Origin of the sequence: Nonomuraea sp. NPDC005730 (assembly GCF_040630865.1) — a bacterium.
Lineage (GTDB): Bacteria > Actinomycetota > Actinomycetes > Streptosporangiales > Streptosporangiaceae > Nonomuraea.
Map to the genome: position 1 here is coordinate 167,276 of NZ_JBEXYK010000006.1, position 11,514 is coordinate 178,789.

Here is an 11,514-nt window from a genome sequence, read left to right on the forward strand (position 1 = left end):
CCTAACGGGGGACGACGATCGCCGTGGCCAGCAGCCCGGCGGCGGCCGTCCAGCGGCCCGCGAACTCCGCCAGGGGCGCGTCCGGCGGCAGCAGCCTGGCTCGGAAGCGGCCGTCGAGGGAGAAGGCGAGTGAGCCGTCGTGGAACCCCAGCCACTCGCCGGTCAGCGGGAACCACGCCTTGTAGACCGACTCCTTGGCGCTGAACAGCAGCCGGTCCCAGCAGGTGCCAGGGCGCAGCGCGCCGAGCTCGCGCACCATCGCGGCCTCCTCGGGCCTGGCCACCATGCGGAAGACGCCTTCGGGGAGGGGTTCGTGCGGTTCGGCGTCGATGCCGATGCTGCGCACGTCGCCGGCGTCGGCCACGGCCGCCGCGCGGAACCCGGCGCAGTGCGTCATGCTGCCCACCGCGCCCGCCGGCCAGCGCGGCGCGCCGCGCCGGCCGGGGACGATGGGCGCGGGCGGGATGCCGAGGGCCGCCAGCGCCTCGCGGGCGCAGTGGCGGACGGTGGCGAACTCGCGCCGGCGTTTGGCGACCGCCTTTCTGACGGCGTGCCGCTCCTCGGGGAAGAGCCGCACGCCGGGCGGGTCGCCGTACGCGGTGGAGACGGCGACGTTGTCCGGGACGAGCGTCTCGATCATCGAGTGTCCCTCCTCCTGGGCCGGCGCGTGCCCCTGCGTCTACCCACAGGCCGCCGTCGTCACCTCTCGCCGGCGAGCGGTTCGAGGACGAAGACCGGGATCCGGCGCTCGGTCCTGGTCTGGTAGTCGGCGTAGTCGGGGTAGGCCGCCACCGCCCGCCGCCACCAGACGTCCTTCTCCTCCCCCGACACCTCGCGCGCCCGGTACACGCCGGTGGCCGTGCCGTCCTGGAGCTCGACGACGGGCTCGGCGAGCACGCTGGCGTACCACTGGGGGTTGACCGGGGCGCCGCCCAGGGACGCGACGGCCGCGTAGCGCCCCTCGTGCTCGACCCGCATGACCGGCGTCCTGCGCAGTTTGCCGGTCTTCGCGCCCCGGTAGGTCATCAGCACGACGGGCAGGTCCTTGATCGTGACGCCGTCGGTCGTGCCGGTGCGCATGATCTGCTCGACGTGCTCGCGGACCCATTCCGCCGCGCTGGGCTCGTACTCGCCGGTCGGCGCCTGCCCGGCCCGCCGCGCCGCCTCCGCCGGGCCGTGCCGCCGGCCGGGGCGTTTGTCCACGTTGTCGGTGAGGGTGTTGATCAGGGCGGGCAGCCCGGCCACCGTCTCGGCCGGCAGGCCGGCCACGGTCTCCTCGGCCAGGTCGACCCAGAGCCGCTTGACCTGCTCGGCCAGCGCCCGGCCGCTGTCGGTGAGCTCGACCACGCTGGCCCGCCTGTCGGACGGCGCCGGCGTGCGGCGGATGTGGCCGGAGGCCTCCAGCTTGCGGCTCATGAGCGTCACGCTGGGTGGCTCGCATCCCAGCGCCTCGCTGAGCTGCGCCTGGATCCTCGGCCCGGTGCGGGCGAGTTCGAGCAGGAGCGCCTCCTGCCCGGGATGCAGGCCCAGCGGGGCCAGCAGCGCGGCGGCCCTGGCGCGGTGGCGCAGGCTCAGCAGGCGGATCGCCTGGTTGACGGCGTCGGCTTGCGCGAAGTCCATGATCGCTCCTTGACGAAAATTAGTTATCTGCATAATAGTTATCCGCGTAACCAAATCCTACACGGCCTGGGCACAGCCCACAGCAGCCGGGATCGCGAAGAGAGCCCCTGACGTGGCGCCCGCACGCCGCGCGTCCGCGGTGGCGAGACAGACAAGAACGGAAGAACTCATGACGAGCATCGGCACCGCCGCCCGGCGGGCCACCCCACGGACAATCCCGTCCTGGCTGATCCTGGCGCTGGCCTGCGCCGGCCAGTTCATGGTCATCCTGGACGCCTCCATCGTCAACGTCGCCCTCCCCGCGATCCGCGCGGAGCTCGGCTTCACCCCCACCGGGCTCGCCTGGGTGGTGAACGGCTACCTGCTCGCCTTCGCCGGGTTCATGCTGCTGGGCGGCCGGGCCGCCGACCTGTTCGGCCCGCGCCGGACGCTGGTCACCGGGCTGCTGCTGTTCTCCGCCGCCAGCCTGGCCGCCGGCCTGGCGACCGCGGCGGAGGTCCTGGTCGCGGCCCGCGTGGCGCAGGGCGCCGGGGCCGCCATGATGGCCCCGGCCACGCTGGCCGTGATCAACACGTACTTCACCGAGCCGGGCGCGCGCGCCAGGGCGTTCGGCGCCTGGTCCTCCGCGGGCGGCGTCGGCGGGATGATCGGCGCGGTGGCCGGCGGCGCCATCACCACCGGCCTGTCGTGGCGCTGGGTCTTCCTGATCAACGTGCCGGTCGGCGCGCTGCTGATCGCCGTGGCCCTCACGGCGCTGGTCACCGCGCGGAGCGCGCGGCGCGAGCCGCTCGACCTGCCCGGCGCGGTGACCGGCACCGCCGGCCTGGCGGCGCTGGTCTACGGGGTCATGCAGAGCGCCGACCACGCCTGGTCGTCCGGACGGGTGCTCGTGCCGGTGCTCGCCGGCCTGCTGCTGCTCGCCCTCTTCGTCGTGGTCGAGGCGCGCTTCGCCGGCCGGCCCATGCTGCCCCTGCGGCTGCTCCGGATCCGGGGGGTGGCCGTCGGGAACGGCATGCTGCTGCTGTTCGGCGGGATCACCATCGCGATGTGGTACTTCACGTCGCTGTTCCTGCAGAACGTCCTGGGGTTCAGCGCGCTGCTGGCGGGGCTCGGGCAGACGCCGGCGGCGGTGACGTTCATGCTGGTCGCCCGCGCGTCCGCGGCCCTGCTGCCGCGGGCCGGGGCGCGTCCGCTGGTGCTCGGCGGCGGCGCGCTCTTCGTGGCCGGGTTCGGCTGGCTGTCCCTGGCCGAGGCCGGCAGCGGCTACCTTCCCGCCGTCCTCGGGCCCACGCTGCTCGTCGCGGCCGGCATCGGGCTGACCTTCCCCACCCTCATGGCCGCGGCGACCGCCGAGGCGCCCGAAGGAGCGGCGGGCGTCGTCGGGGGCCTGGCCAACACCACCAGCCAGGTGGGCTCGTCGATCGGCCTGGCGGTCCTCGCGACGGCCGCGGGCGCCGCCGGGTCCCCCGAAGCCCTCGCCGACGGCTACGGACTGGTCTTCCTCATCGCGGCCGGGCTCGGCCTGGCCCTCGCGGCGGGCGGCTTCCTGCTGCCGCGCCGCGCCTGATCCACCCGCAACCCCACCCCTTCCATCAAAGGAGACCTCCATGTCCATCGCCTTCGATCCGATCGCCGTGGGCGGCACGAAGCTGGCCAACCGGGTCGTCATGGCCCCGATGACCCGCAGCCGCGCCCGCGACGGGCTGGTGACGAGCCTGACCGCGCAGTACTACGCCCAGCGCGCCTCCGCCGGGCTGATCGTCACGGAGGGCGTCCAGCCGTCGGTGATCGGCCAGGGCTATCCCTTCACGCCCGGCCTGCACAGCGCCGCGCAGGTCGCCGCCTGGCGCGAGGTCACCGGCGCGGTGCACGCGGCGGGCGGGAAGATCTTCGCCCAGCTCCTGCACACCGGCCGGATCGGCCATCCGGTGCTGCTGCCCGACGGGGCGGTCCCCGTCGCGCCGTCGCCGGTGGCCGCGCGCGGGCAGCTCTTCACCCCCGACGGCGTCAAGGAGTTCGTCACCCCGCGCGAGCTGACGGAGCCCGAGATCGAGCGGACCGTCGCCGACTTCGCGAACGCCGCCCGCAACGCCGTCGAGGCCGGCTTCGACGGCGTGGAGCTGCACGGCGCCAACGGCTACCTGATCCACCAGTTCCTCGCCCCCGGCACCAACCGGCGCACCGACGGCTGGGGCGGCTCGGCGGCCGGGCACGCCCGGTTCGCCGTGGCGGTCGTCTCCGCCGTGGCCGGCGCGATCGGTGGCGACCGCACCGCGTTGCGGATCTCCCCCGGGATGCCGAACAACGACATGCACGAGCCCGACCCGCGACCGGTCTACGAGGAGCTGCTGGGCCGGACGTCCGGGCTGGGGCTGGCGTACCTGCACGTCATGGAGGCCGCCGACCGGGAGCTGACACGCGCCCTGCGGCGGCTCTTCCCCGGCCCGCTCGTCCTCAACCCGCACACCGGCGACCGCCCGACCGGCCCGGAGGACCTCGCGCTGATCGAGGACGGCACCGCCGACCTGATCGCCTTCGGCCGGCTCTTCCTCGCCAACCCCGACCTGCCCCGCCGTCTGGCGACCGGCGCGCCGCTCAACGACCCGGACGCGGCCACCTTCTACGGCGGCGACGCCGCGGGCTACACCGACTACCCGGCCCTGCCCGCCTGACCGGCCGGTCGCGGGGGGCGGCCTTTTTGATCTTCAGGGATGCGGCCGGCCGGAATTTCGGCCGGCCGATAAAGCCGCCTCCATGCGGAGAAGGCCGTCGGAGGCGGTGTCAAGGAAGATCCGCACCCCGCGCTCCGGCGGCGATTCGCCGGGACACCCGCGAACGGGACCCCACCAGCCTCGATGCGCGCTTCCATCCGCCGGAGTCACCGAAACGTGATCGGCGCTCTTTTTCCCGGAGCGGACCCGCTCATTCTTTGTCCCGCGCATGAACCGATGGAAACAATTCCTCGGCCAATTCGGGGCGGGCGGACCGCCGGAAATTCACCTCCGCCCGGCCGCTATTCGAATAAGCCGGGAAAAGCGCATTGTCCGGTCAATTCCGCACCGGTATTCAGGCGGGTGGGGCCGCGGAACCGCCATGGAACGATCCACATGCGAGACGCCGCCATTGATGCCAGCATCGTCGGATGACCCGAAAGGTGGAATCCATGACCGAGCCCGCGATCCGTCCCAACGAGACGACGGTTCCGGTGCTGCCCTGCCCCGCCCCCGAGCAGACCCTGGAGTTCTTCGAGGCGCTCGGGTTCACCGTCACCCACCGGCAGACCCGGCCCTACGTCTACCTGGCGATGCGCTGGAGCGGATTCGACCTGCATTTCGGCCCCGCGCCGAAGGGGCTCGACCCCGCCCGGGAGGCGACCGGGGCGTGCCTGGTCCTGGTCGACGCCGTGGCGCCGTACCACGCCGCGCTGGTCGCGGCCATGCGCCGGGCCTACGGCAAGGTGCTGAGCTCGGGCCTGCCGCGGATCACCCGCTACCGGCCCGGCGCGTCCAGGTTCACGCTGATGGACCCGTCCGGGAACTCGATCATGTTCATCCAGCGGGACGAGCCGGCCGAGCTGGAGTACGGCGGCTCCACGAAGCTGACAGGGCTGGCCAAGGCGCTCGACAACGCCCGGATCCTGCGCGAGTTCAAGAACGACGACCTGCAGGCCTACCGGGCGCTCAAGTCGGCCGTGCGCAGGCACGGCCCGCAGGCTCCGGCGGCCGAGCGGGCCATCGCGCTGTGCCACCTGGCCGACCTCGCCGCGGCGCTCGGCGAGCCCGCCGAGCCGTGGCTGGCCGAGCTGCGCGGCACCGAGCTCACCCCCGACGACAGGCGGCGCGTCGAGTCCGACCTCGGCCACCTCGCCGACCTGTGCGAATGGCTCGGACCGAGCTGACGGCGGAAGACCCGCGACGAACGGCTGGTCAGGAGGCGGGGGTGTTGTGCATGATCTTGACCATCCGCACCTTGCCGTTGGGCTCCGGGGTGATGCTGTCCACCGTGCGCGCGGTCACCTCGAAGTCCGTGGCGACCGCGGCCACGGCGTCACGGATCCGCCCGGCCAGGTCGGCGGGGGCCGACGGCGAGGGCACCAGCAGGATCTCCACCGCGCCCGGCCGGTACTGGAGCACCTGCACGCCGCGCACGCCCGCCGTCGGCATCACGGCCGGGTTGGTGAGGAAGTTGGCGTGCACCGTGCGCCCGTCGGCGGCCACGACGCGGTCCTCGGTCCGTCCCTGGATCCGGCGGATGATCGGGGTGTGGAAGGCGCGGCACGGGCAGTCGTCCGGCTCGATGAGCACGCGGTCGCCGAGCCGGTAGCGGATCAGCGGCATCGCCTCGGCGTGCAGCCGGGTCACCAGGACCTCGCCCTCGCCGTCGGCCAGGGACACGCTGCCGTCGTCGTGCAGCACCTCCACCACCACGTCGGCCGAGCGCAGGTGCATGGCGCCCTCGGGGCAGGTGCGGCCGATCGTGTACGCCTCCACCGAGGCGTACACCTCGTGGCCGCGCGCCCCGAAGTAGTTCAGCACGTGCTCGCGGGCCTCGGGGGTGAGCGTCTCACCGGCGAAGATGACGGTGTGCACGCCACGGTAGGCGATCTTCCTGCGGCGCAGCTCGTCGACCAGGGTGACGATGCAGCCGGGGAAGCCCCACAGGAACGTCGGCCGTCCGCGCAGGAACGCCTCGACCTGCTCGTCCAGGCTCCGGCTGGTGTTGACGTGGACCGTACGGGCCAGGCCGAGCCGCTGCAGCCGGTGCGGCCGGAACTCGCCCACCCGGAAGTAGCCGATCCGGTCCCAGGGGCGCAGGCCCGAGGCCAGCAGGTCCTGGAGGTAGGTGGCGCGCAGGTAGCCGAGGTCGCCCTCGGAGTAGAAGGGGCGGATGGGCACGCCGGAGGACCCGCTGGTGGGCGCCTCGCGGGTGTTGTCGGGGGTGAACCCGGCGGCCATCAGCTCGGCGGGCGGCAGGTCCCGGAGCGTCGTCCGGTCCAGCATCGGCAGGGTGGCCAGGTCGGCGGCGGTGGACAGCGCCGCCACGGCGTCGGCCGGGAGCACGCGGCGGTAGTACGGCACGTTGGCGTGCGCGTGGCGGACGAGCCCCGTCAGCAGCCGGTCCTGCACGACCTGGAGCCGGGCCGGGTCCATCCGGTCCCGCGAGCGCGCCAGGTACAGGTTCCGCACCACCGGCACCACCGGGATCGTGCTGGGCAAGCCCTTCATGAGGTCTCCTTCTTCAGCGTGGCCAGCATGACGCCGCCCTTGACCACCTCGCCCGCGCAGTACGCCAGCAGCGCCCCGAACGCCGCCGCGGCGGGCACCAGGAACCAACCGGCGACGGCGACCACCGCGAACTGCAGGCACGCGGCCACCGCGGCCAGCCGCCGTCCCCGGTCGTCGGTGTTCTCCACCAGCAGGAACGCGGGCAGCACGGCCACCGTCAGCGCCGCCTCGGCCAGCAGCACCGCGCCGGTCGCCGCCATGCCCCGCTGACCGCCCGCCAGCACCACCCCGAGCACGACCACCGCCAGGGCGCCGGCCGGCACGGCGGGCGCGAGGATGCGCCGCGCCATCCGGCGGGCGCCGGCCTCGCCGGTGCCCTCGATCCAGACCGCCACCCGCGGCTGGAGGATGCGCAGCAGGTAGGACACGCCCATCACGACCACGGACAGCGCCACCGACCACACGTAGAAGACGCTGGTCTGCTGCGCGTCGTCCAGGTGCGCGAAGTACGCGAACGTCACCGAGGTGGCCGCGACGGCGGTCACCTCGCCGACGCTGAGCAGCGCCGCCGCGCGTACGGCCGGCCGGTAGGCGCCCTTGTCCGCCTTGCCGGAGCGTCCGCGGATCAGCCCGGCCGCCAGCACGGCGTTCAGCACGACCAGCACGCCGACGTGCAGGGCCAGCAGCGCGTTGGCCCGCATCCCGGTCAGGGCCACCAGCCCCACTCCGGACGCCTGCGCGACGGCGAGCGTCAGGTAGGCGAACACGTCGGCCCGCGCCCGCCCGCGCAGCCGGTTCAGCGCCGCCATGACCGCGCAGCAGCCCAGCCCGCAGGCGTAGGCGGCGGCGGCCGCGTACCGGGCGGGCGCGCCGCCGGGGTCGGCCGCCGCCAGGGCCAGCCACACGGGCACGGCCAGCGCGAACGGCGTGGCCGCCAGCAGCATGAACAGCGGCCGCAGCGTCTGCCCGCCGCGCCGCGGCACCAGCGCGAGCGCCGCCTTCTCGATGCCGCTGGACGTCAGCGCCAGCAGCCAGCCCGACACGCCGTTGGCGGTGGCGTACAGGGCGAACTCGTCGGCGCCCCAGAGGCCGAGCAGCACCAGGTTGGCGGTCCACAGGGCGGCGCGGAACGCGCCGCGCCCGGCGAACAGGGCCGCCGTCACCGCCACGAGGCGTGGCGGCGGCCTGCGGCGCAGGCTCACGGTCACGGGCCGGCCTGTGCCGACTCGACGAACCTGCCCTTGCCGCCGGGGGTGAGCGTGACCCGTTCGGCCTGCTCGAAGCGCACCTCGACCGGGCCCCCCACCTGCTTGGCCAGCCCGTTCCGGTAGGCCGCGGCCACCTCGTCGAAGTCCCGGCCCGCCTCGGGGACCAGGTGGACGGTGACGTTGCCGTCGGCGTCCTGGCGGACCATGCTCTCGGCCACGCCGGGCGTCCACATGGCCAGCGACAGGAACGTGGCCGTGTAGACGCGGTGGCCGCCGGGGAAGGTGATGTAGTCGTCGGACCGGCCGCCGGTCACCCGCATGCGCACGAACCGGTTGCCGCAGCCGCACTCCCCCGGCACGATCATGCCGCGGTCGCCCAGGCGGTAGCGGATCAGCGGCATCGCCCGTTCCCTGAAGTGGGTCACCACGACCGCGCCGTCCTGGCCGTCGGGCACGGGCGCGCCGTCGTCGTCCACGATCTCCAGGCGGACGCGGTCCTCGTCCACGTGCATCGCGCCCCGGTCGCACTGGGTGGAGACGGTCAGCACCTCGTAGGCCGAGTACTCGTCGTACACCGGGACGCCGAAGCCGTTCGTCAGCAGCTCGCGCACCTCGTCGGTGAGCAGCTCGGAGTCGGTCATGACCATGCGCAGCGTGCGCCGCAGCCGGGCCACGTCGGCGGGGGAGGCGGCGCGCAACAGCCCGCGCAGCACCACCGGATAGCCCATGATCAGGTGCGGGCGCACCTTCAGCACGTCGGCCAGGATCTTCGCGTCGCCCTGCCCGGCGCCGATGACCGTGCGCGGGAACAGGCCGAGCCGCTGGAACCAGCGCAGCGGCCGGGGGAACGGCTTGATGTGCGCGATCCGCCACCACGGCCGGTAGCCCGACAGCAGGAAGCGGCGGAAGATGGTCGCGCCGTGGTAGCCGTAGGCGGCCACGTCGTGCCGGACCTCCAGGACGCGGCCCGTGGTCCCGCTCGTACGGTCCAGCCGGTAGTCCTTGGTGCCCAGGCCGGGCGCGTGGAAGCGGGACAGGTCGCCGTCCAGCACGGTGGCCTTGTCCAGGATCGGCAGCTCGGCCAGGTCGGCCAGGCTGCGCAGGGGCACGTCGTAGCGCGGGTCGGCGTAGTGCGGCACGTGCGCGCGGGCGAAGGCCAGCAGGTCGCGCAGGCCGTCGAGGGTGAGCCGGTCGGTCTCGGCGCGCGGGCGGCGGATGGCGCGGAAGGCGTCCACGACGTGCCGCACCTCCCGCACGGCGACGCCCAGTCCATGGCTCACAGGCCGTCCCCGATCTCGAAGCGGAGCAGCCCGGTGGCCTCGGCCAGCACGCCGGCCAGGGCGTCCCGGCCGGAGGCGGCGGCGGTCAGGTAGCCGAGCTTGGCGCCCGCCCGCGTATAGCGCTCCACGTGGTCGCCGGGGGCGGCGGCCAGCACCAGGTCGACGACGCCGGGCAGCGCCCTGACCTGCTCCTCGCCGTGCACCCGGACCAGCTTCCCGTCGCGTTCCGCGCCGAGCACGCGGACCGCGCCGTACCGGGTCGCCGCCGGGGTCAGGGACGGCGTCTCGCCCATGGCCGACAACACGTACTGCTCGACCACGTCCACGCCGTGGACCAGGCCCAGCAGCTCGGCCAGGCCGTTGCCGCCCAGGCGGGCGCCCATCTCGACGAGCACGACCTCGCCCGTCCCGGTGACCAGCACGTCGGCGCTGAGCGGCCCTTCACGCAGCCCGGTCTCGGCGCAGACCGCGTCGAGCATCGGGCGCACGGCGTCGGTGACGTGGTCCGGGCCCGGCATGGTGTGCTGGACGGTGATGAACAGCGGCGGCGGGGTCAGCTCCCGTTCGGCCAGGCCGATCAGCGCCACCTTGCCGCCGATCACGAACGCCTCGGCCGTGTAGTGGGCGCCCTCCAGGAACTCCTCGGCCACGACGCGGCCGGACAGCGACCACTCCCTGGCCAGCCCCACGGCCTCGGGCAACTCGTCCGGCGCGCGGCACAGCGACACGCCGCGGCTGCCGGAGGAGTCCACCGGCTTGACCATGAGCGGGAAGCCCAGGTCAGGGGCGTCGCGCAGCACCTCCTCCGCGGTGCCGCTCACGTGGCGGGGGCCGGGCAGGCCGAGCCGGGCGCACATCGCGCGGAACCAGCCCTTGTCGACCGAGCCGCGCACCGCGCCCTCCGACAGCCCGCACGGCAGGCCCAGCCGGGCGGCCAGGGCGAGCTGCGAGGGCAGGTTGACGTCGCTGGCCGGGGAGACCACGCCGGCCAGGCCGTCGCGCTCGGCCAGGGCCCGCGCGACCCGCGGCACGTCGCGGGTGCTGAGGTCGAGGAACTCGTCGGCGTGCGCGACGCCGGGGGCGTCGGCCCGCATGTCGACGCAGATCGTGCGCACGCCGAGGCGGGCCGCGGCGCGGATGGTGCTGATGGCGCCGTCCGCGCCGCCGAGGACCGCGATGGTGCGGCGGGCGCCGGTCACGTGAGCCTCCCGGCGAGCAGGTCAGCGGAATCGACCGGCACGTTGGCCTCCCGTACGAGGAACAGCGGCGGACGGGCCTGACCGCGAGAGATGTGCAGAAGCGTGCGGGCCATCATGGTCAGCCCGAACAGGGCGGCGGCCAGCGCCAGCCCGAACAGCAGCGCGCTGCCGGTGATCCCGGCCAGCAGCGCCACGGGCAGGCCGAACAGGCCCGCCCACACCGCGGCCGAGATGGGCCGCGACGAGAAGCCGAAGAACAGGTCCAGCGAGTGCCTGGCCAGCCCGCGCACGGTCACCTTGGACGAGCCGTGCACCCGCGGCCGGTGCGCGGTCGGCACGGTCGTCCAGGCGCGCGTCAGGCGCGGCAGCGTGGCCAGGAAGTACGGCGTGCCGAGCCGCAGGTCCACGATCCGGCGCGCGATCTCCGTGCGGACCAGGCGGAACGTCGTGGCGCGCGGCGGGATCTCGATGCCCAGCAGCCGCCGCGCCAGCCAGTCGTGCACGATCGACGCGGTCCGCCGCGGCCAGGGGTCCTTGCGGTCCACCCGGATGCCGAACACCGCGTCGTACCCGTCGGCCGCCCGCTCGATCAGCCGCTTGGCCTCGGTGGGCGGGAACTGCAGGTCGGCGTCCAGGTGCAGCACCCAGGGGTTGCGGGCGTACCGATAACCGGCCGAGAAGGCGGCCTCGACGCCGAAATTCCTGGACAACGATATGAACGACACCCGATTGTCACTCTCGGCGATCACGCGAATGCGTGCGAGCGTGTCGTCCGTACTGCCGTCGTCGACGAAGAGTATTTCGAGCTCGCCCTGGTCACCCAGCGCGTCTGCGATTTCGCGATAGGTGTCAGGGATGTTGTCGGCCTCGTTCAGGCACGGAACGACCACGGTGAGTGCCAGGCCGTCCGGCGGAACCGGAAGCGGATGTTCATTCATGGAACGGTCTTCACCACGTGTATCAACCCCGGTTCACCCCGTGA

The 11,514-nt window shown here is 73.8% G+C and carries 10 protein-coding genes; 3 read left to right on the forward strand and 7 right to left on the reverse strand.

Features of this window, described 5'->3' with window-relative positions; translation table 11 throughout:
- Position 1: 1 nt before the first annotated feature.
- The gene (locus ABZ444_RS11780) at positions 2–640 is read right to left on the reverse strand and encodes a 4'-phosphopantetheinyl transferase superfamily protein (RefSeq protein WP_357994909.1); all 639 of its coding nucleotides are present in this window, start codon (positions 638–640) and stop codon (positions 2–4) included.
- 59 nt (positions 641–699) lie between these two features.
- Complete coding sequence (locus ABZ444_RS11785) at positions 700–1,620, reverse strand: nitroreductase/quinone reductase family protein (protein ID WP_357994910.1); 921 nt, start codon at positions 1,618–1,620, stop codon at positions 700–702.
- A 169-nt stretch (positions 1,621–1,789) separates the two neighbouring features.
- Here ABZ444_RS11785 and ABZ444_RS11790 point away from each other — a divergent pair, with 169 nt between their 5' ends.
- The 3 genes from ABZ444_RS11790 to ABZ444_RS11800 all read left to right on the forward strand — a co-directional run bounded on the left by ABZ444_RS11790 (position 1,790) and on the right by ABZ444_RS11800 (position 5,518).
- Positions 1,790–3,187, forward strand: a complete 1,398-nt coding sequence (locus ABZ444_RS11790) for an MFS transporter (RefSeq protein ID WP_357994911.1) — start codon at positions 1,790–1,792, stop codon at positions 3,185–3,187.
- Between the two features lie 40 nt (positions 3,188–3,227).
- Positions 3,228–4,292: an alkene reductase gene (locus ABZ444_RS11795; RefSeq protein WP_357994912.1), complete on the forward strand. Its 1,065-nt coding sequence runs from the start codon at positions 3,228–3,230 to the stop codon at positions 4,290–4,292.
- 491 nt (positions 4,293–4,783) lie between these two features.
- Positions 4,784–5,518 (forward strand): glyoxalase, encoded by a 735-nt coding sequence (locus ABZ444_RS11800; protein ID WP_357994913.1) that lies wholly within the window; start codon positions 4,784–4,786, stop codon positions 5,516–5,518.
- A 28-nt stretch (positions 5,519–5,546) separates the two neighbouring features.
- Here ABZ444_RS11800 and ABZ444_RS11805 read toward each other — a convergent pair whose 3' ends face one another.
- Genes ABZ444_RS11805 through ABZ444_RS11825 form a run of 5 tightly spaced genes read right to left on the reverse strand, consistent with a single transcriptional unit; the run spans position 5,547 to position 11,470 of the window.
- On the reverse strand, positions 5,547–6,845 hold the full coding sequence (locus ABZ444_RS11805; RefSeq protein ID WP_357994914.1) for a hypothetical protein: 1,299 nt from the start codon (positions 6,843–6,845) through the stop codon (positions 5,547–5,549).
- The gene (locus tag ABZ444_RS11810; RefSeq protein ID WP_357994915.1) at positions 6,842–8,053 is read right to left on the reverse strand and encodes a hypothetical protein; all 1,212 of its coding nucleotides are present in this window, start codon (positions 8,051–8,053) and stop codon (positions 6,842–6,844) included. Before ABZ444_RS11810 ends, ABZ444_RS11805 begins: the two co-directional genes overlap by 4 nt.
- A complete protein-coding gene (locus ABZ444_RS11815) occupies positions 8,050–9,333 on the reverse strand; it encodes a hypothetical protein (RefSeq protein ID WP_357994916.1) in 1,284 nt (427 codons plus the stop codon). The genes ABZ444_RS11810 and ABZ444_RS11815 overlap by 4 nt, the downstream gene beginning before the upstream one ends.
- Complete coding sequence (locus ABZ444_RS11820; RefSeq protein ID WP_357994917.1) at positions 9,330–10,532, reverse strand: ATP-grasp domain-containing protein; 1,203 nt, start codon at positions 10,530–10,532, stop codon at positions 9,330–9,332. Before ABZ444_RS11820 ends, ABZ444_RS11815 begins: the two co-directional genes overlap by 4 nt.
- Positions 10,529–11,470 carry a glycosyltransferase family 2 protein gene (locus ABZ444_RS11825; protein WP_357994918.1) on the reverse strand — a complete coding sequence of 314 codons (942 nt, stop codon included), beginning with the start codon at positions 11,468–11,470 and terminating at the stop codon, positions 10,529–10,531. Before ABZ444_RS11825 ends, ABZ444_RS11820 begins: the two co-directional genes overlap by 4 nt.
- Between the last annotated feature and the right edge of the window lie 44 nt (positions 11,471–11,514).

Coding starts and splice junctions, on each gene's coding strand:
- ABZ444_RS11805 (WP_357994914.1), bottom strand. CDS start 6,845: ATGAAGGGCTTGCCCAGCACGATCCCGGTGGTGCCGGTGGTGCGGAAC.
- ABZ444_RS11795 (WP_357994912.1), top strand. CDS start 3,228: ATGTCCATCGCCTTCGATCCGATCGCCGTGGGCGGCACGAAGCTGGCC.
- ABZ444_RS11785 (WP_357994910.1), bottom strand. CDS start 1,620: ATGGACTTCGCGCAAGCCGACGCCGTCAACCAGGCGATCCGCCTGCTG.
- ABZ444_RS11790 (WP_357994911.1), top strand. CDS start 1,790: ATGACGAGCATCGGCACCGCCGCCCGGCGGGCCACCCCACGGACAATC.
- ABZ444_RS11780 (WP_357994909.1), bottom strand. CDS start 640: ATGATCGAGACGCTCGTCCCGGACAACGTCGCCGTCTCCACCGCGTAC.
- ABZ444_RS11825 (WP_357994918.1), bottom strand. CDS start 11,470: ATGAATGAACATCCGCTTCCGGTTCCGCCGGACGGCCTGGCACTCACC.
- ABZ444_RS11800 (WP_357994913.1), top strand. CDS start 4,784: ATGACCGAGCCCGCGATCCGTCCCAACGAGACGACGGTTCCGGTGCTG.